The sequence below is a fragment of the Mycobacterium sp. NGS26 genome (genome assembly GCF_059813025.1).
This window is the reverse complement of record NZ_JCALDU010000007.1, coordinates 49,585-70,623: the sequence shown is the minus strand read 5'-3', so window position 1 is coordinate 70,623 and position 21,039 is coordinate 49,585. Positions and strand designations below refer to the sequence as shown.

At 67.0% G+C, this 21,039-nt stretch carries 21 protein-coding genes and 1 other RNA gene; 18 read left to right on the top strand and 4 right to left on the bottom strand.

The window, feature by feature from the left end:
- Positions 1-190 precede the first annotated feature (190 nt).
- Positions 191-1,600: a WS/DGAT/MGAT family O-acyltransferase gene (locus AC5Y6X_RS21460; protein WP_499989019.1), complete on the top strand. Its 1,410-nt coding sequence runs from the start codon at positions 191-193 to the stop codon at positions 1,598-1,600.
- A 7-nt stretch (positions 1,601-1,607) separates the two neighbouring features.
- Here the strand turns inward: AC5Y6X_RS21460 and AC5Y6X_RS21455 are convergent, their stop codons facing one another.
- The gene (locus AC5Y6X_RS21455) at positions 1,608-2,021 is read right to left on the bottom strand and encodes a pyridoxamine 5'-phosphate oxidase family protein (protein WP_499989017.1); all 414 of its coding nucleotides are present in this window, start codon (positions 2,019-2,021) and stop codon (positions 1,608-1,610) included.
- A gap of 53 nt (positions 2,022-2,074) precedes the next feature.
- Positions 2,075-3,037: an Acg family FMN-binding oxidoreductase gene (locus AC5Y6X_RS21450; protein ID WP_499989015.1), complete on the bottom strand. Its 963-nt coding sequence runs from the start codon at positions 3,035-3,037 to the stop codon at positions 2,075-2,077.
- A gap of 92 nt (positions 3,038-3,129) precedes the next feature.
- On the opposite strand from AC5Y6X_RS21450, the gene AC5Y6X_RS21445 reads away from it, so the two are divergent.
- Together AC5Y6X_RS21445 and AC5Y6X_RS21440 are read left to right on the top strand one after the other, a co-directional pair.
- Positions 3,130-3,333: a hypothetical protein gene (locus AC5Y6X_RS21445; RefSeq protein WP_499989014.1), complete on the top strand. Its 204-nt coding sequence runs from the start codon at positions 3,130-3,132 to the stop codon at positions 3,331-3,333.
- Positions 3,334-3,342: 9 nt separating this feature from the next.
- Positions 3,343-4,926, top strand: a complete 1,584-nt coding sequence (locus AC5Y6X_RS21440; RefSeq protein ID WP_499989013.1) for an FAD-binding oxidoreductase — start codon at positions 3,343-3,345, stop codon at positions 4,924-4,926.
- Here AC5Y6X_RS21440 and AC5Y6X_RS21435 read toward each other — a convergent pair whose 3' ends face one another.
- Positions 4,927-6,291 carry an FAD-dependent oxidoreductase gene (locus tag AC5Y6X_RS21435; RefSeq protein ID WP_499989011.1) on the bottom strand — a complete coding sequence of 455 codons (1,365 nt, stop codon included), beginning with the start codon at positions 6,289-6,291 and terminating at the stop codon, positions 4,927-4,929.
- Positions 6,292-6,336: 45 nt separating this feature from the next.
- Between AC5Y6X_RS21435 and prfB the strand changes: the two genes are divergently transcribed.
- From prfB to ssrA, 11 genes are all read left to right on the top strand, one after another.
- Entirely contained in the window at positions 6,337-7,446 is a 1,110-nt protein-coding gene (gene prfB, locus AC5Y6X_RS21430) for a peptide chain release factor 2 (protein WP_499989009.1), read from the top strand.
- Positions 7,436-8,416 (top strand): mechanosensitive ion channel family protein, encoded by a 981-nt coding sequence (locus AC5Y6X_RS21425; protein WP_499989007.1) that lies wholly within the window; start codon positions 7,436-7,438, stop codon positions 8,414-8,416. The genes prfB and AC5Y6X_RS21425 overlap by 11 nt, the downstream gene beginning before the upstream one ends.
- Complete coding sequence (locus AC5Y6X_RS21420; protein ID WP_499989006.1) at positions 8,413-8,880, top strand: Rv3103c family proline-rich protein; 468 nt, start codon at positions 8,413-8,415, stop codon at positions 8,878-8,880. Before AC5Y6X_RS21425 ends, AC5Y6X_RS21420 begins: the two co-directional genes overlap by 4 nt.
- A gap of 43 nt (positions 8,881-8,923) precedes the next feature.
- Positions 8,924-9,613 carry a cell division ATP-binding protein FtsE gene (gene ftsE / locus AC5Y6X_RS21415; protein WP_324678607.1) on the top strand — a complete coding sequence of 230 codons (690 nt, stop codon included), beginning with the start codon at positions 8,924-8,926 and terminating at the stop codon, positions 9,611-9,613.
- Positions 9,614-10,507, top strand: coding sequence for a permease-like cell division protein FtsX (ftsX, locus tag AC5Y6X_RS21410; protein WP_324678126.1), 894 nt, complete (start codon positions 9,614-9,616; stop codon positions 10,505-10,507).
- Between the two features lie 5 nt (positions 10,508-10,512).
- The gene (gene smpB / locus AC5Y6X_RS21405; protein ID WP_324678124.1) at positions 10,513-11,022 is read left to right on the top strand and encodes an SsrA-binding protein SmpB; all 510 of its coding nucleotides are present in this window, start codon (positions 10,513-10,515) and stop codon (positions 11,020-11,022) included.
- A complete protein-coding gene (locus AC5Y6X_RS21400; RefSeq protein ID WP_499989398.1) occupies positions 11,019-11,864 on the top strand; it encodes an EamA family transporter in 846 nt (281 codons plus the stop codon). Before smpB ends, AC5Y6X_RS21400 begins: the two co-directional genes overlap by 4 nt.
- A gap of 62 nt (positions 11,865-11,926) precedes the next feature.
- Positions 11,927-13,159: an AAA family ATPase gene (locus AC5Y6X_RS21395; RefSeq protein WP_499989004.1), complete on the top strand. Its 1,233-nt coding sequence runs from the start codon at positions 11,927-11,929 to the stop codon at positions 13,157-13,159.
- The gene (locus tag AC5Y6X_RS21390; protein ID WP_499989002.1) at positions 13,159-14,193 is read left to right on the top strand and encodes a tetratricopeptide repeat protein; all 1,035 of its coding nucleotides are present in this window, start codon (positions 13,159-13,161) and stop codon (positions 14,191-14,193) included. The genes AC5Y6X_RS21395 and AC5Y6X_RS21390 overlap by 1 nt, the downstream gene beginning before the upstream one ends.
- Positions 14,194-14,211: 18 nt before the next feature.
- Positions 14,212-15,057 carry a maleylpyruvate isomerase family mycothiol-dependent enzyme gene (locus AC5Y6X_RS21385; protein WP_499989000.1) on the top strand — a complete coding sequence of 282 codons (846 nt, stop codon included), beginning with the start codon at positions 14,212-14,214 and terminating at the stop codon, positions 15,055-15,057.
- Positions 15,058-15,155: 98 nt separating this feature from the next.
- Positions 15,156-15,523, top strand: a transfer-messenger RNA (tmRNA) gene (gene ssrA / locus AC5Y6X_RS21380).
- Positions 15,524-16,116: 593 nt separating this feature from the next.
- Here ssrA and AC5Y6X_RS21375 read toward each other — a convergent pair.
- A complete protein-coding gene (locus tag AC5Y6X_RS21375; protein WP_499988999.1) occupies positions 16,117-17,886 on the bottom strand; it encodes a serine/threonine-protein kinase in 1,770 nt (589 codons plus the stop codon).
- A 118-nt stretch (positions 17,887-18,004) separates the two neighbouring features.
- On the opposite strand from AC5Y6X_RS21375, the gene AC5Y6X_RS21370 reads away from it, so the two are divergent.
- The 4 genes from AC5Y6X_RS21370 (at position 18,005) to AC5Y6X_RS21355 (ending at position 20,981) form a co-directional block, all read left to right on the top strand.
- A complete protein-coding gene (locus AC5Y6X_RS21370) occupies positions 18,005-18,190 on the top strand; it encodes a hypothetical protein (RefSeq protein ID WP_499988997.1) in 186 nt (61 codons plus the stop codon).
- A 174-nt stretch (positions 18,191-18,364) separates the two neighbouring features.
- Positions 18,365-18,667, top strand: a complete 303-nt coding sequence (locus AC5Y6X_RS21365) for an RNA 2'-phosphotransferase (RefSeq protein ID WP_499988995.1) — start codon at positions 18,365-18,367, stop codon at positions 18,665-18,667.
- Positions 18,668-18,678: 11 nt separating this feature from the next.
- On the top strand, positions 18,679-20,541 hold the full coding sequence (locus AC5Y6X_RS21360) for a hypothetical protein (RefSeq protein ID WP_499988992.1): 1,863 nt from the start codon (positions 18,679-18,681) through the stop codon (positions 20,539-20,541).
- Positions 20,538-20,981, top strand: a complete 444-nt coding sequence (locus AC5Y6X_RS21355) for a hypothetical protein (protein WP_499988991.1) — start codon at positions 20,538-20,540, stop codon at positions 20,979-20,981. Before AC5Y6X_RS21360 ends, AC5Y6X_RS21355 begins: the two co-directional genes overlap by 4 nt.
- Positions 20,982-21,039: the final 58 nt, after the last annotated feature.

Here is a 21,039-nt window from a genome sequence, read left to right as displayed (position 1 = left end):
TCCCCGGTCCGACAAGCCTTGCCGTCGGCGACTGTGGTCACGCTTTCCAGGATCGCGCGGTGCGACCGGCCTGGTCAGAGCAGGAAGCCATCGGGATCGAAGGACCTTCGGCCCTGCCACGGACGCCGTTCGCGGCGGATAGTGGTACTACGGGTTGCAGATAACTCCGATCGGTCGGGAGGCGCGGACCATGAACCACCTAACGACGCTGGATGCCGGGTTTCTCAAGGTGGAAGACGCGGATCGGCGCATCAGCCTGGCCATCGGCGGCCTGGCGGTCATCGAGGGGCCGCCGCCGAACCAGGAGGCGCTGCTCGCGGAGCTCGTCCCGCGGATGAGCGCGTGCCCCCGGTTGGGGCAGCGACTGCGATTGCGGCGGTTCGACCTCGGCGCCCCCCAATGGGTGAACGATCCCACCTTCGACGTCCGCCGGCACGTGCGTCGCGTCGCGCTGCCGCAGCCCGGCGACGACCAGGAGCTGTTCCGGGTGGTCGCCGACGTGATGGCGCGACGGCTGAATCGCGACCGTCCGCTGTGGGAGATCTGGGTCATCGAGGGCCTCGCCGGCGACCGGTGGGCGATGCTGACCAAGGTTCACCACTGCATGGCCGACGGAATCGCGGTCACCCACATGTTCGCCGGGCTCTGCGACCCCGACGGCACGGGAATGGGCGACAGCTTCGCGCACCACATTCGCGCCGCCAGGGACACGGCCAGGGACTCGAAAAGCGCTGCGGCAACTGCCAATCCGCCGGGCGTGCTGGACGGGCTGTGGAACCTGTCGACGGCGATCACGGTGGGCGCGGCCCGGGCGGCCCGCGGCGCCGCCGAGATCGCGGTCGGCCTGTTGCGCCCGGCCCCCTCGCCGCTGAACGGACCGATCGGCGACCTGCGCCGCTACAGCGGGGCCCGGGTCCGGCTGGCCGACATCGAGCGGGTGTGCCGGACGTTTGGCGTCACCGTCAATGACGTTGCGCTGGCGGCGATTACCGAAAGCTACCGCGCCATGCTGATCGACCGCGGCGAGCGCCCCCTGCCGGAATCGCTGTGCACGTTGGTCCCGGTGTCGATGCGGTCGGCCGACGCGCTCCACGAGACCGACAACCGCGTGTCGGTGATGCTGCCGCGGTTGCCGGTCGACGAGGAGAACCCGGTGGAGCGGTTGCGCACCGTGCACGCGCGACTGGACCGGACGAAGGCGAGCGGCCAGCGGCAAGCGGGAAATGCCTTCGTGGCCATGGCAAATCAGCTGCCGTTCGCGCTGACCTCGTGGGCCTTCGGGCTGCTGACGCGACTGCCCCAGCGTGGAGTCGTGACCGTCGCCACCAACGTGCCGGGCCCGCGCCGGCCGCTGCGGGTGATGGGCAGGCGGGTGCTGGAGTTCTTCCCGGTTCCGCCGATCGCGATGCAACTGCGTACCGGCGTCGCGATGCTCAGCTACGCCGACGAGCTGTTCTTCGGGATCCTCGCCGACTACGACGGTGTGCCCGACGTCGAGCAGCTGGCCCGGGGCATCGAGGCCGCGGTGGCCCGGCTGGTGGCGATCAGCAAGCGGCGCAAGGCTCCTCGCACCCGCGGACCGCTGTCCCTGGTCGTGTGACGCTTGATCAGTGATCCGGCTCCGGCCCGAACCTGAAGTGGCGGCCGGTGATCTCGGATGGGGTCACGCGGACGTAGTGGACTTTCGGTGTCGCAGTCCACGGTATGAGTTGGGCCCTTTCGGCTTCCGCGATCTCGGACTCGGTGCGCAGCCGCCTTGCCCGGCCCCGGACGATGACGCTCCACCCCTCGGCGGCGTTGTGGTCGTCGGCCTCGAACAGCACGGTGTTGTTGGCCACGGCGGAAAACAGTTTGGTGCCCTCGGAGGTGCGAAACAACACGGTCCGGTCCTGGACGACGAAGTTCACCGGGAAGATCTCGGGCTCACCGGCAAAGCTGGTGACCAGCCGGCCCAGGGCGACGCCGCCCAGCCGGCGCCAGCTCTCGTCTACCGACAGGATGGTTACCGGGTCATCGGTCATGGCCCCAACCTTTCCTTGCGCGCGACCGGCATTCAAGCCGCCGCGCACGACAGCTAGCGAATCTCGAGGACGTGGTGCAACGGCCGCCGCGGTGTCGGCGCCGGAAGCGCCTCCAGCGGCGGCGCTATCCCGACGCGGATCAAGACCTGGGGTTCGGCGTGCCCGACGAGGTCGCGGACGATGTCGCGGCTCTCCTCCGATTCGATCAGATGCGTCAGCGTGCAGGTGGCCATGCCGGCCGCGGTGCATTCGACCAAAACGGTGGACAGCGCTTCGCCGCACCGCAATACGTCGGCCCGGGTGTCCCCGGGCGTCGACAGCACGAGGACTTGCGACCAGTCCGCGCCGATCTCGGGGCGCCGGTCCTGGTGGCTTCGGACCGGGAAATCCCGGCCCACGTCGACCCGGTAGCGCTCGACATCCGACGCCAGCGCGCTCGGCGGTATGCCTTCCACCAACGCGAATGACGAAGTCCACCATTGCAGTTCGAGGTGATACGACAGGTCCTCGCGCCGCAGCGATTCGCTGATCCGGGAGGCCTGCGCCAGCTGCGGCCGCTGGTCGTCGGACAGGACGTCAAGCGTCACCATGTCGTCGTCCAACGCGGCGCGCAGCACGGGTTCGAACCGGTCCCAGTACGTGGGCCGGCCGAACGCGAGCCGATCGGTCCGACGCAGCGCGATCGCCCGCGCCCGTTCCCGCTGCGCCTCGGTCACGTGATCCATCGGGCTCAACTCGATCGAGGCCAGGCGATCGGGATCGCCCGGGTCGGGCAGCCGGGTGATGGTCGGCAGCCAGCCGGCCGCGGTCATCGCGATGCGAAAGTGGTCGAGCGCGGCGCCGCAACTCAAGATCGTGTCGCGGCCGGATCGGTCGGTGGCGGGCACCGTCCGGTGGCGATCGACGAAGAGCTGGACCGCGCCGTCGCGCAGCACCCACCGCCAGGGCTGGCTGTTGTGCACGGACGGAGCCCGGCAGGCCAGCTGGACCGCCGCCTTGAGTCGCTCTACGTCCACGCCGCCGACGCTACGGTGAGCCGTCGGGGGCCAGTAGGGGCCTTCGTCCCCTTACCGGTCCGCAGAAGGCACTTGTCTGGCATCCTGATGGCATGGCGCGCGGCGAAATCGATCCGATCCGGGCACGGAGTGCTCTCGCGGTGATCAGGCAGAATCCCGGCATCGTCGCCTTCGCGGTGTCGCCGGCGCTGGTGGCGCTGGCCGTCATCTGGTGGCTCGCCGGCGCCGGCTGGGCCATCGCCGCGGCCATCCTGCTGCTGATCGCGGGCACGGCCGCCGTCGTCTTGAAGCGCTGACCCGCCGACATGCGTTCGTGGTGGGGCTGGGGCACCGTCGAGGACGCGCTCTCCGAGCACGAGACACGTGATCTGGTCGCGCGCACCGCGACGCTGTTGGCCGGTCACGACCTGACCGATCACCAGCCGCCGGACCCCAACGCGCTCGGGTTGGCCGCGCCGCGGGTGACCCCGCCGCCGTCGCTGGCCGGCCTGTGCTCGGCCGATCCCGTCGATCGGGCGGCGCACGCGCACGGCAAGGCCTTTCGCGACGTCGTGCGCAACCTGCGCGGCCGCCTGGACCACGTTCCCGACCTAGTCGTGCGGCCGCGCCGCGAGCAGGACGTGGTCGACGTGCTCGATTGGTGTGTGCGCCAAGCGATTTCGGTGATCCCCTACGGCGGCGGCAGCTCGGTGGTCGGCGGCGTGGAACCGCGGTTCGACGGGGCGGCGGTGACGGTGGACACCACCGCCATGGGCGCGGTGCTCGAGCTCGACCGGACCGGCCGATGCGCCCGGATCCAGGCCGGCGCGCTGGGCCCGGCGCTCGAAAACCAGTTGCGGCCACACGATTTGACGCTGCGGCACTATCCACAGTCGTTCGGGTTCTCCACCCTCGGCGGCTGGCTGGCCACCCGCTCCGGCGGGCACTTCGCCACGCTGTACACCCACATCGACGACCTGACCGAATCGCTGCGGGTCGTCACCCCGGGCGGGGTGAGCGAGTCGCGGCGGCTGCCGGGATCCGGTGCCGGGCCGTCGCCGGACCGGCTGTTCCTCGGCTCCGAGGGCACGCTCGGCATCATCACCGAGGCGTGGATGCGGCTGCAGGACCGGCCCAGGTGGCAGGTCACCGCGTCGGTGGCGTTCGACGACTGGTCCGCCGCGCTGGCCGCGACCCGCACCATCGCGCAGGCCGGCCTGTACCCGTCGAATTGCCGGCTGCTGGACCCCGCCGAGGCGTTCCTGAACGCGGGCGCCGCGGTCGGGGGAGGGATGCTGGTGCTGGCCTTCGAGTCCGCCGACCACCCGGTGGACCCGTGGCTGGATCGGGCCGTGGAGATCGCCGCCGGGCACGGCGGCACCGTGACCGCGCGACGCGCCCGCGAAAACGGCGGCGGGGCAACGACATCCGACGCCTCCGGGAACTGGCGCTCGGCCTTCCTGCGCATGCCCTACCAGCGCGACGCGCTGGCGCGGCGCAGCGTCATCGCCGAGACGTTCGAGACGGCGTGCACCTGGGACCGATTCGAGGCCCTGCACGACGCGGTGACCGCGGCGGCGCGGGGGTCGATCGAACGGGTCTGCGGGGCCGGCGTCGTCACCTGCCGGTTCACCCACGTCTATCCCGACGGGCCAGCCCCCTACTACGGCATCTACGCCGGCGGGAGGTGGGACTCCCTGGACGCGCAGTGGGACGAGATCAAGGCCGCCGTGTCCGAGGCGATCATCGCCGCCGGCGGGACCATCACGCACCACCACGCCGTCGGCCGCGATCACCGCCCGTGGTACGACGCGCAGCGCCCGGACCCGTTCGCGGCGGCGCTGCGCGCGGCGAAGTCCGCGCTCGATCCGGCCGGGATCCTCAACCCCGGGGTGCTCGTCGACCCGTGATCAGCCGTCGTGGCCGACGCGCAACAGCTCGGCCAGGCTGGGCAGCTTGACCCGGGGCCGCCCGCGCGGCTCCCCGGCGGCGCGCTCGTGGCGATCGATGATCTCCCAGTGCGCGGAGGTGACCAGCTTCGGCTGCCGCGAGGCCAGCCAGCCGGCCAACTTCTCGGCGTGGTCCTCGCCGAAGTCCGCCAGTCCGTCAGCGCCTTGCAGATCGGCCAGCAGGGTGTCGACGGTGTCCTGGGAGTCCTTCTTGTTGGTGCCGATCACGCCGGTCGGCCCGCGCTTGATCCAGCCGACGACGTATTCGTTGCGGCTGCCCTCGACCCGGCCGTTGGTGTTGGGGATGGTCGCGCTCTTGTCGTCGAACGGCAGCCCGGGGGTGGGCACGCCGCGGTACCCGACGGACCGGACGACCAGCTGAGCGGGGAGTTCCTCGCGCTCGCCGGTGTCCTTGGCCGTCACCCGCCCGTTCTGGTCGGTGACGAGCTCGTTGCGGCCGAGCACGATCCGCTCCACCCTGCCGTCGCCCTTGATCTCGATCGGGGAGGTCAAAAAGCGGAACACCATGCGGCGGTGTCCCGGCCGCGGCTCGCGCCCCGCGTAGTCGCGCAGCACCTTGATGTTCTGCTTGCAGACCTTGCCCACCGCGGCGGCGTCCTCGTCGGTGATGCCCTCCAGATCCGCGGGGTCGACGATGACGTCGACGCCCTCGAGGTCCGCCAGCTCGCGCAGCTCGAGCGTGGTGAAGGCGGTCTGCAGCGGTCCGCGCCGGCCGATGATCACCACCTCCTGCACGCCGCACGGGCGCAGCGACTCCAGCGCGTGGTCGGCGATGTCGGTCCGGGCCAGCTCGCCCGGGTCGGTGACCAGGATGCGCGCCACATCGAGCGCCACGTTGCCGTTGCCGATGACCACCGCGCGGGCGCCCGACAGGTCGGGCGATATCTGCTCGAAGTTGGGGTGCGCGTTGTACCAGCCCACGAAGTCGACGGCGGCGACACTGCCCGGCAGGTCCTCACCGGGGATGTTGAGCGTGCGGTCGGACTGCGCCCCGACGGCGTAGATCACGGCGTCGTAGCGCTCGGCGAGCTCGGCGGCCTCGAGGTGCTCGCCCACGACGACGTTGCCGAAGAAGCGGAAGCGGGGGTCCTCGGCGGTCTTCTCGAATTGTTTGCTGATCGACTTGATCTTGGGGTGATCCGGCGCGACGCCGGAGCGCACCAGCCCCCACGGCGTCGGCAGCATCTCGAGCATGTCGACGGCCACGTCGATGTCGTCGGAGGTGTCGGCGGCCTTCAGCAACGATGCGGCGGCGAAGAACCCCGACGGTCCGGAACCGACGATGGCGACGTGGTAGGGGCGCATACTCGGATGCTAAACGCTGGGCCCGCGCCGGTAACGTGGGCGGTTGTGGAACCCGACCGTCAAGCCGACATCGCGGCCCTCGACTCCACGCTGACCACGGTGGAGCGGGTGCTCGATATCGACGGTCTGCGCGGCCGCATCGAGAAGCTCGAGCACGAGGCGTCCGACCCGAAGCTGTGGGACGACCAGGCCCGCGCCCAGCGGGTGACGAGTGAGCTTTCCCACACGCAGGGGGAGCTGCGCCGGATCGAGGAGCTGCGGCGCCGCCTCGACGACCTGCCGGTGCTCTACGAGCTCGCGGCCGAGGAAGAAGACGGGGCCGAGACGCTGGCCGAGGCCGACGCCGAGCTCAAGGCGCTGCGCGCCGACATCGAGGCCACCGAGGTGCGCACCCTGCTTTCGGGCGAGTACGACGAGCGCGAGGCGCTGGTCACCATCCGTTCCGGCGCCGGCGGGGTGGACGCCGCCGACTGGGCCGAGATGCTGATGCGGATGTACGTCCGCTGGGCCGAGCAGCACAAGTATCCCGTCGAGGTGTTCGACACCTCCTACGCCGAAGAGGCCGGGATCAAGAGCGCGACGTTCGCGGTGCACGCGCCGTTCGCCTACGGCACCCTGGCAAGCGAGCAGGGCACCCACCGGCTGGTGCGGATCAGCCCGTTCGACAACCAGAGCCGCCGTCAGACGTCGTTCGCCGAAGTCGAGGTGCTTCCGGTGGTCGAAACCACCGATCACATCGACATTCCGGAAGGCGATGTGCGCGTTGATGTTTACCGCTCCAGCGGGCCCGGCGGCCAATCGGTGAACACCACCGACTCCGCGGTTCGTTTAACCCACATCCCAACGGGTATCGTCGTGACTTGTCAGAACGAAAAGTCGCAATTGCAGAACAAAGTCTCGGCAATGCGGGTACTCCAAGCAAAGTTGTTGGAGCGCAAGCGATCAGAAGAACGCGCCGAGCTTGACGCGTTGAAGGGCGAGGGCGGCAGTTCGTGGGGCAACCAGATGCGCTCCTACGTGCTGCACCCGTATCAGATGGTCAAGGATCTGCGAACCGAGTACGAGGTGGGCAATCCGGCGGCCGTCCTGGACGGAGACATCGACGGGTTCCTGGAAGCGGGGATCCGGTGGCGCAACCGAAAAGATGACGACTAACACCACTGTTCTTGCCGCATCGATGGGGCAGCGCTGGCACGACTTTTGGCGCGGCGACATCGGCGACTGGATCATCACCCGCGGTCTGCGGATTGCCATGCTGCTGATCGCGGCGGTGCTGGCCGCCCGCTTCGTCAGCTGGGTGGCCCAACAGGTGACCCGCCAGCTCGACGTGGGCTTCGCCGAAAGCGACGCGCTGGTGCGCTCGGAGGCGACCAAGCACCGCCAGGCCGTCGCGTCGGTGATCCAGTGGGTTTCGGTGGTGATCATCGCGATCTGGGTCATCCTGCAGATCGCCAGCGTGCTGCAGTTCTCGGTGGGCGGGCTGATCGCGCCGGCCACGGTGCTGGGCGCGGCGCTGGGTTTCGGGGCTCAGCAGGTGGTCAGGGACCTGCTCGCCGGGTTCTTCATCATCGTCGAGAAGCAGTACGGCTTCGGTGACCTGGTCACCCTCACCATCGTCTCCGCGACCGAGGCCAGCGGCACCGTCGAGAACGTGACATTGCGGGTGACCCGGCTGCGCTCGCCGGACGGCGAGGTGCTGACCATTCCCAACGGCCAGATCGTCAAGGCCGTGAACCTGTCCAAGGACTGGGCGCGCGCGGTCGTGGACATCCCCGTGTCGACCAACGCCGACCTCAACCGGGTGAACGAGGTCTTGCACCAGGAATGCGAGCGGGCGATGGACAACCCGGTGTTGGGCGCGTTGCTGCTGGATGAGCCCACGGTGATGGGTGTGGAGAGCATCCAGCTCGACACCGTCACGTTGCGACTGGTGGCCCGCACGCTGCCCGGCAAGCAGTTCGAGGCGGGCCGGCAGTTGCGGGTGCTGGTCATCCGGGCGCTCGCCCGCGTCGGGATCGTCACCTCGGCCGACGCGACGGTCGGTGTCGTCGACGACGCCGCCATGCCGCCCGCCGAGGTCGCCGAGGCCGACGACGAGGACCCGGATCGGGTGCGCCAGCGGTGAAGCTGACCTTCAATATCTTCGAGAAGGGCGACGACGACGAGAAGCAGCGTCGTCCGCTGAGCCACCTGTTCGGGGGCCGGGTCCGCACCTCGACCGTGGTGTTGATCGTGGCGTTCCTCGCCATGTGGTGGCTCTACGACACCTACCGCCCCGAACCGCCGCCCAAGCCGGCGGCGCCGCAGGTGGTGCCGCCGGGCTTCGTGCCCGACCCCAACTACACCTGGGTGCCGCGCAGCAGGGTGCAGCAGCCGCCGGCAACCGTCACGGTCACGCCGACCACGACCACCCCGCCACCCCCGCCACCGCCACCGGTGACCACGACCACGCCGCCGCCGTTCGTGCTGCCGCCGCCGTGTTTGCTGCCGCCGCCGTTCTGCCCGCCGAGCACTACCGCGTCGCCCACGCCGCAGCAACCTCAGCCGGGGCCCGGCCCGGCGCCCGCGACGACGCCACCCGCCAGCTGATCGTCCGGGCCAGCGAAATTCACCGCTACACTGGCGTGCCGTGATGATCACCCTGGACCATGTCAGCAAGAAGTACAAAGCGTCGGCCCGTCCGGCGCTGGATGACATCAACGTCAAGATCGACAAGGGTGAATTCGTCTTCCTGATCGGCCCCTCCGGCTCGGGCAAATCGACGTTCATGCGGCTGCTGCTGGCCGAGGAGACGCCGAACACCGGCGACATCCGGGTGTCGAAGTTCCACGTCAACAAGCTGCCGGGCCGGCACGTGCCGAAGCTGCGGCAGGTGCTCGGCTGCGTGTTCCAGGATTTCCGGCTGCTCCAGCAAAAGACGGTGTTCGAGAACGTCGCCTTCGCGCTGGAAGTCATCGGCAAACGCAGGGACGCGATCAATCGGGTGGTGCCCGACGTGCTCGAGACGGTCGGCCTGTCCGGCAAGGCCAACCGGCTGCCGCACGAGCTGTCCGGCGGCGAGCAGCAGCGGGTCGCGATCGCCCGCGCGTTCGTCAACCGCCCGCTGGTGCTGCTGGCCGACGAGCCCACCGGCAACCTCGACCCGGACACCAGCAAGGACATCATGGATTTGTTGGAGCGGATCAACCGCACCGGCACGACGGTGCTGATGGCGACGCACGACCACCACATCGTCGACTCGATGCGGCAGCGGGTCGTGGAGCTGTCTTTAGGCAGGCTGGTTCGCGACGAACAGCGCGGCATCTACGGGATGGATCGCTAAGTGCGCTTCGGTTTCCTGCTCAACGAGGTCCTGACCGGCCTTCGTCGCAACGTCACCATGACGGTCGCGATGATCCTGACGACCGCGATCTCGATCGGCCTGTTCGGCGGCGGCCTGCTGGTGGTCCTGCTGGCCGACCACTCGCGCGCCATCTACCTCGACCGCGTCGAAACCCAGGTCTTCCTCACCGAGGACGTCTCCGCCAACGATCCGGCGTGCGGCACCGACCCGTGCAAGGCGCTGCGCGCGCTGATCGAGAAGCGACAGGACGTCAAGTCGGTGCGATTCCTCAACCGCCAGGACGCCTACGACGACGCCATCCGGAAGTTCCCGCAGTACAAGGACGTCGCCGGAAAGGATTCCTTCCCGGCGTCGTTCATCGTCAAGCTGGAAAACCCCGAGCAGCACAAGGATTTCGACTCCGCGATGCAGGGCCAGCCCGGTGTGCTCTCGGTGCTCAACCAGAAGGATCTGATCGACCGGCTGTTCGCGGTGCTGGACGGCTTGAGCAACGCCGCCTTCGCCGTGGCGCTGGTCCAGGCCGTCGGCGCAATTTTGTTGATTGCCAACATGGTTCAGGTCGCGGCGTACACGCGGCGCACCGAGATCGGGATCATGCGACTGGTCGGGGCCAGCCGCTGGTATACCCAGCTGCCCTTCCTGGTGGAGGCGATGGTCGCCGCGGCCGTCGGCGTGGGCATCGCGATCCTCGGCTTGATCGTGGTGCGGGCGTTCTTCCTGGACAACGCGCTAAACCAGTTCTACCAAGCCAATTTGATCGCGCGCGTCGACTACGCCGACATCCTTTACATCTCGCCGATTCTGTTATTGCTCGGCGTGTCGATGGCCGGTCTGACCGCCTATGCGACATTGCGGCTCTACGTGCGGCGGTAGTAGCTGTGGCCAAAAATTCGGGCCGGGACCGGGCCGCGGGCGGCAAGCGCGACAGCAAACGAATCGTGGCCACCAATCGCAAAGCGCGGCACAATTATTCGATTGTCGAACTTTTCGAGGCCGGAGTGGCTTTGCAGGGCACCGAGGTGAAGAGCCTGCGGGAGGGCCACGCCTCCTTGGCCGACGCGTTCGCAACTGTCGACGACGGCGAAGTTTGGTTGCGCAACTTGCACATTCCGGAGTATCAGCACGGTAGCTGGACCAACCATGACCCGCGCCGCAATCGAAAGTTGTTGTTACATAGGCAACAAATCGACAGACTGGTCGGCAAGATACGGGATGGTAACCTCGCCCTCGTGCCTCTGTCTCTGTATTTCTCCGAAGGAAAGGTCAAGGTTGAGCTGGCGCTTGCCCGCGGCAAGCGCGCCTACGACAAACGGCAGGACATGGCCCGCCGCGATGCGCAACGTGAAGTGCATCGCGTACTGGGGCGGCGAGCCAAGGGCATGAACTGATCGGGGCGGCTTACGCCCAGCTGTCGGCCGTCACGTACGGCGTCAGCGATTTTGTGGGCGGCGTAGCCGCTCGACGGGTGGCCGCGCTGCGAGTGATGCTCGTGGCCTATCCGATCGAGACAGTGATCCTGGGTGTGCTCGCCATCGCCGTCGGCGGCCCGATCCAGTCCGGCGCGCTGCTGTGGGGCGGCCTGTACGGGATCGGCATGGCGTTCGGCATGTGGGCGTTCTTCGCCGCGCTGGGGGCCGGGCCGATCTCGGTGGTCTCTCCGCTGGCGGCCGTGCTCAACGCCGCGGTGCCCGTCGCGGTCGGCGTGGCACTGGGGGAGCGGCCCGGCCAGGCGGCCTCGCTCGGCGTCGCGCTGGCCCTGGTCGCGGTCATGCTGGTCAGCCGCGAGACCGTCGTCAAGGGCGGCACGCCGTATCGGTTCACCCCGAAGGTGGCCTGGCTCACGATCGTCGCGGGCTCGGCGATGGGGCTGAACCTGGTGTTCCTGCATCAGGCGCCGCACGCCTGCAAGCTCTGGCCCCTGCTGTTCGCCCGGGTGTCCGCGACCGCGGTGATATTCGTGATGTCTGCGCTCAGCAACAACCTGGCGCTGCCGCGCGGGAGGCCGCTGAAGCTGGCACTCGGCGTGGCCCTGCTGGACATCTGCGCCAACGTCACCATGCTGCTCGCGCTGCACACCTGGCTGCTCTCGCTGGCCAGCATCTTGATCTCGCTGTATCCGGCGGCGACGGTGGTGCTGGCGATGGTGGTGCTGCGCGAGCGGGTGAATCGCTGCCAGGGGGTTGGCATGGTGATGGCCATGGGCTCCGTGGCGATGATCGCCGCGAGCTGAATCCCGGTCCGCGCTGTACCGCTTTACCATGATCCCGACAGCAACGGACGTCGTGACGGGAGATGGCATTGGGGGCGTTTGACACCGAGGACCCGGTGATCCGGGAGTTGTCCGACGCGGTGGAACGCAGCCCCGACGTGGTGGAGCTGCGGCTGCACCTGGCCGGCCTGCTGGCGGACAGAGGGCGCCATGCGGAGGCGCTGGGCCACTGCAGCGCGGCGCTGACCCGCGATGCTGGCAACGCGACCGCGCTGAGCCTTTTGCAGCGGTGCAGCGCGGCGTTGGCGGGGGCACCTGCTGAGACGGCCGCTCCCAAAGACAGCTTCGACTGGCGCAGCGCAGAGAGGGAAGTCGCGGACATTATCGAGCCCGCCTTTGTTGACGCGCCCGCCGATGCCGTCGACGAGGGCGACTTCGACGTGCTCGAGCGCAGCCGGGTGCGGCTGGCCGACGTTGCGGGCATGGCCGACGTCAAGCAACAGATCGAACTCTCGCTGCTCGGTCCGATCCGCAATCCCGAGCTGATGAAGGCCTATAAGATCTCGGCGCGCGGGGGGCTGCTGCTCTATGGGCCACCCGGCTGCGGCAAGACATACATCGCGAAGGCCATCTCCGGCGAGATGGGCGCAAATTTTTACCAGGTGGGAATCGCCGAAGTGCTGCACAGTTGGCTCGGCGAGTCCGAGCGCAGCGTCCACTCGATCTTCGAGACAGCCCGGCGCAACGCCCCCTGCGTGCTGTTCTTCGACGAGGTCGATGCGCTAGGGCACCGGCGGTCCGGGTTGTCCGGTGTCTCGGGTCTGCGCACGGTAGTCAATACCCTGCTGGAGGAAATGGACTCGGCCACTTCCACCAACGACGGCGTTTATGTGCTCGGCGCGACCAACGCCCCGTGGGACGTCGATCCCGCGTTGCGGCGGCCGGGACGATTTGACCGGATGGTTTTTGTCCCTCTGCCCGACGCGGAAGCCAGGGTCGGCATTGCCCGCTTTCACTTGAGGGATCGACCGGTGGCGGGAATCGACCTTGCGACGATCGCGAGCCGAACCGAGGGCTTTTCCGGCGCCGACCTTGCCCACATCTGCGACAGCGCAACGCAATTGGCGATGGCCGACTCCATGCGCGCCGGGCAGGTTCGCCCGGTGACCATGGCCGACGTCAACGCCGCCGCCTCACAGATACGGCCTAGCACGGGGCCATGGTTCGACACCGCCCGCAACATTGTCGAATTCGCCAACAACGATGGCACGTACGACGAACTGGCGAAGTACCTGCGGCGCCGGAAAATTCGGTGATGCCGGACCCCGGCCTCGACCGCAGGGACCAAGCCGTTCACGTCGCCGACGCGTATATCGACACCAACAACTACGGGCGCGCCCGCGATGTGCTGCGGCAAGCGTTGTCGCAGCACCCAAACGATCCGACTCTGTTGACGCACCACGCCCGCGCCGAATACATGCTCGAGAACTATCCCAGCGCCGCGGCGAGTGCATGTGCCGCCTTGTCGGTGGCTCCGCAGTACGAGATGGCCATGCGCATGTATGCGCTATCGCTCGATGGCCTGGGTCGCGGTTACGAAGGCTTGTGGATGGCATGGCGGACTGTGCTCGCGCATCCGAATGCGCCGCTGGCACACCGCCTTTACGCGCAACTGCTGCAGAAGTCACGCCAATACGCCTCGGCCCTACTTGCAGTGGATAAGGCGCTTCGGCTTGATCCAACGAGTGTCGACACACTGATCCTGCGCGGCTCCATCCTGAACGACCTGGGCAGGATAGGGGAATCGGATGCGGCGTATCGGCAGGCGTTGGCCTTGGACCCGGGGAATGCCGAGGCGCTCAACAATATGGCCGTCAACCGGATGCGACGCGGCAGGTTCCAGCACGCCCTGCGGGGCTTTCTCGCTGCGGCGGGCATCGACCCGACTCTGGGGGAGCTCGCTCGCAGGAATATCGGGGTCGTCCTGCGAAGGGTCCTCAGATTCGTGACGGTGGCGGCGACGATTCTCAGTGTTCTCGTCGCCTTCGCCGCCGTGCTGTACGACGAAGGGCGCTCGACTGCCACTATTCGAGTGCTAGCCGCGCTCGTAACCGCGGCGCTGATCGCCGTGCTCGTACGATTGGGACGGGTTATTCCTCGTCAAGTCCTGGCATCGGTGCTGCGGCAGCAGTTCTTTGTCACGCTGCGACTCGTTCATGCGGTGATGGCGGTCGTCGCGGGCACGTGGGTCACCATCTTTCCGTGGCCCGGTGCGTTTATTGCCGTCGGCGGGATGCTGGCGATCAGCGGCATCGTGCTTTTCCGGGTTGGCTCCTTCATCGGCAGGTAGTCGGCCTACGATCCGTCCATGGCCGACCGCCCCATCACCCAGCTTGACAAATCCGACGTCCTGTCCGGCCTTTTCGCCGTATGGGACGACATCGACGGGCTGCTCGACGGGCTGTCCGAGACGGACTGGCGGGCGGCCAGCCCGCTGCCGGGCTGGGACGTCAAGGCCCTGGTGTCGCACATCGTCGGCACCGAGTCGTTCCTGGCCGGCATCGCGCCCCCGGAACCCGACGTCGACGTCTCCGCGCTCGACCACGTGCGCAACGGCATCGGAGCCATGAACGAGTGCTGGGTGCGTCACCTCAGCGGTGAACCCGGGGCCGCCGTCCTGGAGCGGTTCCGCGCGATCACCCGGGATCGCCGCGCCGCCCTGACCGGGCTGTCCGACGACGAGTGGAACGCGGTCACGGCGACGCCCGTGGGCCCGGAGAGTTACGGCCGGTTCATGCGGGTGCGGGTGTTCGACTGCTGGATGCACGAGCAGGACATGCGCCAGGCCCTGTCGCGGCCGTCGTCCGACGACGAGCTCGGCGGGGCCCCGTCGCAACTGTCCCTCGACGAGGTCGCGGCCAGCATGGGCTACGTGGTGGGCAAACTCGCCAAGGCGCCCGACGGGTCGCGCATCCTGTTCGAGCTGACCGGCTCGGTGACCCGCGACATCCGCGTCAGCGTCGACGGTCGCGCGCAGGTGGTCGACGACTTCGGCGGCCAAGAGCCCACCGCGACCATCCGGATGGACGGGCTGCAGTTCACCAGGCTTTCCGGCGGGCGCCCGATGAGCCCCGCGCGCAGCCAGGACATCGAGCTCGGCGGCGACGAGGACCTGGCCGCCCGGGTCGTCGAGCACCTGAACTTCGTGATCTGACCGCAGCCCGGCGGGGAACATAATTGCGTTGCCGCTGGTTGACAGCGGCGTACCATTGATAGTCCTGCCGAAGGTCGGCGGGGATGAGCGATAGACATGGGGCTGAAAGGTTTCGACATCGCGCATCGAATCAAGGGAAGCGTGCCGGTGCAGGCAAGAGACCACCGTAAGCGTCGCTGCAAATATATAAGCGCCGATTCACATCAGCGCGACTACGCTCTCGCTGCCTAAGCGACAGCTAGTCCGTCAGCCCGGGAACGCCCTCGGCCCGGAGCCTGGCGTCAGCTAGAGGGATCCACCGGTGAGTCCGGTCGCGGGACTCATCGGGACATACACAGCGACTGGGATCGTCATCCCGGCTAGTTCGCGTGACCGGGAGATCCGAGCAGAGGCATAGCGAACTGCGCACGGAGAAGCCTTGAGGGAATGCCGTTGGACCCGGGTTCGATTCCCGGCAGCTCCACCAAGAAAGTGCTGTTCAAAGCGATAAATTGGGTACGCGCCGCAACTACGTCGAGAGACGCGAGTTGGATTCTGCCTGGGGTGACCGGCTTTAATTCGTAGCGGAGGCAGAACTTTCGCAGTTAGAGGAGGTCTCGTGACCTATCGCCGTCTTGCCTGGGCGCTGGGCGCGGTGGTGGTGGCGGCCGTCATCCCCGTCCAGGCCCATGGCGAGCCGCTGACGAAGTGTCTGACCAACACTCCCACGGGCAAGCAGGTCTACGTGCCCTGCGATCTGCTCAACGCCGGCGCCAACTTCCCGCCGGGGCAGCGTTGTCCTCCACCGCTCGAGCAGTACCCGAAAGATGTGGCGGACTGGTGTGGCGAAGGTCCCGGCCTTGCGAGTCCCGCGCCCGCGAGTCCTCCGAGCCCGACAAGTCCTACGAGCCCTGTGCGGCCTACAAGCCCCGCGACCCCGACGAGTTCCGCGACCCCGACGAGTCCGACGACCCCAACGAGTCCGACGACCCCAACGAGTCCGACTGCCTCGACGACTCCGACGAGCGCGCCGGGTCTGAAGAGCGCTGGCTGACAACATCGCCTGTCGGAAGGCGAACCTTACGCGGCCGCCTGCAGGGTGATTTCGGAGATTGCCGTCCGGCTCTCGCCGTCCGTCGTGCCCAAGGTAGAGATCCACACCAGGACATTGGAAGTCTTGGTCCGGTTGTGCACTTCTATGCGGTTGTGCCCCGGCTGCAGCGGCGTGTTCGGGGTCAGCTCGGTGGTGTCGGCCAACTTGGTTGGGGTGTCGGTGGGCGACGAGCGGATCTGCACCCGGGTTCCCGTGCTGGATACGTCGATCGTCACGTTGCTCAGCGCGGTCGGTTGGGATAGGTGCAGCAGCAGTCCCATCCCTTGGATGAATTTCGGGAACGGATCGGCATCCTTGTACGTGACGGTGGACCACGCGGTGTTCGGGTTGCCGTCGATGGCCAAATTGGCGTTCTGCGGGTTGTCGGGGGCACCGTCGGGTGAAAAGACCGTCGCGCTCACCGGCTTGACCATTGGTCCGGGGCGAGTCCAGCGACCGAAGCCGTCGGTGAGGTACAGAACCGCCGCCGCGGTCAACAGGATCGCGGCGACGGCGGCGGCGACCGCGGCGATCCGGACCTTTCTGCCTTTCCGTTCCTTGTCTCGCGGCGATTCGGCGCGGAGTCGGGGCCGGCGTCGTTTCGGGGGAGGTTCGACTGAAAAGTTGATGATCTTGTCGGCGTCGAGGGTGTCGCCGTCCCAGGCGCCGCTGACTTCGACCTCGTCGCCGTCCGCGAGCTGACCCGGCCCTACGAGATCGGTTGGCATTTCGACCGGAACAAGAGTATGCCGGTCATCCAGTGGCTCATATGGGACCACCTGGAACGACAGGATCCCGACCTGGTTTTGCGCACCGACCGCCCTTTGCTCGACGCCGCGTACCGTCCCGTTGAGGACCAGACGCTCGAGACGCTGCGTGGGCGGGCGTTCATCCGGATGCGGTGCGGCGGCGTCCCGGCGGGCATCCTGCTGCGTGAGGGCTCGAGCAAAGTCGGCGCAACTCGGGTATCGCTCGTTCGGGTCCTTGGCCAGCGCCCTTGCCAGCACGGCGTCCAGGTGCGCGAGATCGGGTCGGCGCTCCGATATCCGCGGTGGCGGCGCACTGAGATGACGGCTGAGTACGACAGCACGATTTGAGTCGTGAAAAGGTGGGGCGCCGGTCAATAGGTAAAAGGTCGTGGCGGCCAGCGCATACTGATCCGCTCGGCCGTCGAGCGGCTTGCCCAGGAGTTGCTCGGGGGCCACGTAGTTGATGGTCCCTATGGCGACGTTGGCTTCGGTCAGGTTGCTGACGTCGTCGATTCTGCGAGCGATGCCGAAGTCGGTTAGCAGCACCCTGCGCCGGTGGCCGTCGGCCGCGGTCACGAGGATGTTCTCGGGCTTGACGTCCCGATGAAGCAGACGGCGATCATGGCCGAAGTCCAGCGCATCGGCCACCGCCGTCACGATTTCCGCGACATCTTCCTCCGGCATGCCGCGCGGATAACGCTCCCGAACCAGTCGACCCGCATCGGTGCCGTCAACGTAGTTCATCGAGATCCACAGCCGGCCGTTGAACTCACCGCGGTCCAGAACGCCGACGATGTGTGGGTGCCATAGCGTCGCTGCCAATTCGGCTTCGCGGTTGAATCTCGCCCGGAACTCCTCATCGGCCGTCGCGGCAACCGACAGGATCTTCAGCGCGTCCTGACGAGGCAGCCGAGGATGCTGGGCGAGGTAGACCTCACCCATACCACCGGTGCCGAGCAGGCGCTGAATGGTGTAGCCAGCGAAGACGTCACCGTTATCGAACGGCATGTCCCGAAGCCTACAAACCGGCAAGACCGGGGAGCGAATTCCGCCGCCGAGCGGTAGACCCACCCACCACGCAGGACTCTTGACGCTCCGCGCGGCAGCCAGTGCGTAAGGTTCGACCATGGACGTCGGGAGCAGGGCGCCGGAAATCCGCTATTTCAAGAGCGGCGGGCTGAACCTCGCGTTCTCGGTGACCGGAGCGGGGCCCGACCTCGTCGCCCCCGGCTTCTTCTCGCACCTCGATCTCATGTGGGAGGAGTCGTCGTCGCCCACTTCTACTCGCGGCTCGGCTCCTTCCGGCGCGTGATCGCCATCGATAAGCGGGGCGCCGGCCTCTCGGATCCGGTGATGCATAGATGCAAGCCGGAGGACCAAAGAAACCGATGACGCCGGCCGTGCGCCTAGGTGAGGTGAGGGGCGTGGCCTTACCGAACGGGCTAAGCTTCACTGCGCAGTATCGCCGACAGATAAGGGCGCCGTCGTGGCCGATGAGTTGCAGGTAGATCCCATCGCGCTGCACGTCGGGAGCAACCACATCCTCAACGGCGTCGGCGAGGCCGCGGCGGAGTTCGTCAGCCATGAGGACGGGCTGGCTGAGGCTGCGCCGACATGGGTCGGTTCCTCTCAACTCGCGTTGACCGAGCTCGCGGCGCGGTGGGAGGCCCGGCACGACCGACACAAGCTCCAGGTGGGCGGTTTGGGCATCCACGTGGCCGACGCGATGGTCAACTTCGTCTCGAACGAGGACACATCGGCCCAGGCGCTCAGGTCGGTGCGGGAATAGGGGCGTAGCGGGTGGGACTCCTGACTCCTGCTGACGTCAAGCGCTGGGATCTCAACGCGATCCACTCGGTGTTCGAGACCGCCAGCGGACGCGCTAACACATTGCAGCGCTTGGGGGACAGCCTGCAGCAGGCCCACAACGTCCTCGCCGAATGGCAAGGGGAAGCAGGGGATGCTTTTCGCGCCGACGTGGGCAAGATTCGCCGCGACATTGCTGCGGACGGTGCGGAATCCCAGCGGGTGGCCGCGGCGGTGTCGCACGCCGAGGCGGACGTGAGCGCGTGCAAGCGCGAGCTGGATGACATCGAACGGGCCGCTCAGGCTAACGGCTGGTCCATCACGCCGGACTGGCGAATCGACGTCGGCCCCAAGGGGATTGGCACGAATCGAATCGACCTCGCCAACGAATTGCAGATATTGCAGGGCGAACTCAATGCCTGCAAGGTGCATGCCCACAACGCCGACCACGAGCTCGCCACCGCGGTCGGCGCGTCCGTTGCTGACGTGCCGCTCGATGCCGCGGGTGCCCAGCCAGGCGATGCCGCGCCGCCGCAAGGCCCACCGAAGCCCGCGCCGGAGGGCAAGCCGAAGACGTGGCAGGACATGATGCTGCCCGGTGGCGCCGCAGATTCTGAGCCCGGTGGCGCTCCGCCGAAGGGCCCGCGGGCTCCCGCGGCCGGGGGCAAGCCGCCGTCGCTTGAGGACCTCTTGCTGCCGACCGGCAAGAATGATCTCCCCGGCGCTGGGGATCAACCTCCACCCGGCGGTCCGCTCGACCTGCTGAGACGGCTTCAACAGCCGGTTGTTCCTGGCGCACTGCCGCCTCCGCCTAAGCCCGCGGAATTGGAGAACGCCAAGGCGATCATCCGCGGAATGCTGAGTAGGGACGGTCTGCCGCCCGATCAGATCGAGGCACAACTAAACGATTACTTGCAGCAAGCCCAGCAATGGGTCGCTACCGGCGGGCCCCATTACATTCCCCCTGAACCTCCGCCCCCGCCGCCACCGGGATTTGGCGAAGGTTTCGGCGACCGTTGGTTGGCGACCGAACAGGGGATCAAGAACCTTCTCGGACAAGGAGGACCTGGAGCGCCCGGCGTCCTCGAGTCGTGGTCGAAGTTGCTCCAGGGCACCGTCGAGACGACCCAAAACCCGATCGGCGCGGTGGCCGGGGAAGTCAAGAACGCGTGGGACTCACCGAGCGCGGCCTACTATCTCGGCGGCAAAGCCTCCGACGCTGCCACGACTCTGCCCGGGCTGCTGTTCGGCGGGGAGGGAGCTGCCGTTAAGGCAGGCCTGGGCGACATCGGCCCCGGTGTGCTCGACACAGGTCCGGCGGTTTCACCCCATGTACCGATTGGCTTCGATCACCCTCCGACCTACAACCCGTGGGCAGATGGGGCGGCGGCGGATCTCAATTACGCGTTCGCGCCCGGAGGGCCCACGTCAGGACTCACGCGACAACTCGCTGACATGTCGACCCACTACGTCGGCGAAAACCCAGACCGAGTTGTGTTGGGCAAGTTCGGTGGCCAGGACGGCGGCTATATCGGCGAAGGCAGAGGGCACGGCGGCATCTACTTCGATACCGGCGACCCAGCCTGGGAGGCCATGACCCATGGGCTAAGCCATCCTCAATCCGAAGGACTTGCGTGGCAAGTCAACGAACAGTTCCTCCGAAGTCGAATGGAGAGCGGAATACCTCGGATCGACTACGAACTACTCGGCAAATTTTCTTCCGTGGACGACGTCTTAGTCGTGGATCCGGATTCTTTCTCGGCTAGAGAGATAGCGTTCTTAAAGAGCAATGCGGCATTGTATGGCTATCAGCAAGTTGGGAACTCGTGGGTGCGTATTGCGGATGGGGGGAAATGACAGAGGAATTCCTGATTGAAGTTCGGTCAATTGTCGAGCCTCTCCTGACGAGTCTTGGCTTTCAGATGGATGCGTACGACAGTGATGTGACTGAAGGCGGGCCGAAAAGCTCTGTCGTATACTTCCGTTCGAGGGATTGCAAGATCCAAATATATGACTCACCTCGGGAAGCTTCGATCAATTGTATGATCGCCCCGCTTGACGCCCCAAACGTGTTTGGTCCTTCCGATCGCTATGGCAAGTGGCAATATATTGTTATGTTTGCCATAAGAAAAGGCATTCCACGCGAAGAGATTATGAAGGACAAGATCCCAGCCGAATTTCCGACCACTACTCAAAGACTTGAGTGGGTGAGAGACCGGATCGAAAAGTATTTCCGTATTGCCCACGATGGCATCCTCGAAGTGCACGGACCAGAGTACTGGAACCCAAGCGGGTGAAATGTTAGGGCAGGCTTTGTTCGACTCGTTGACCGCGTCGTCGACGCCATAAACAAAC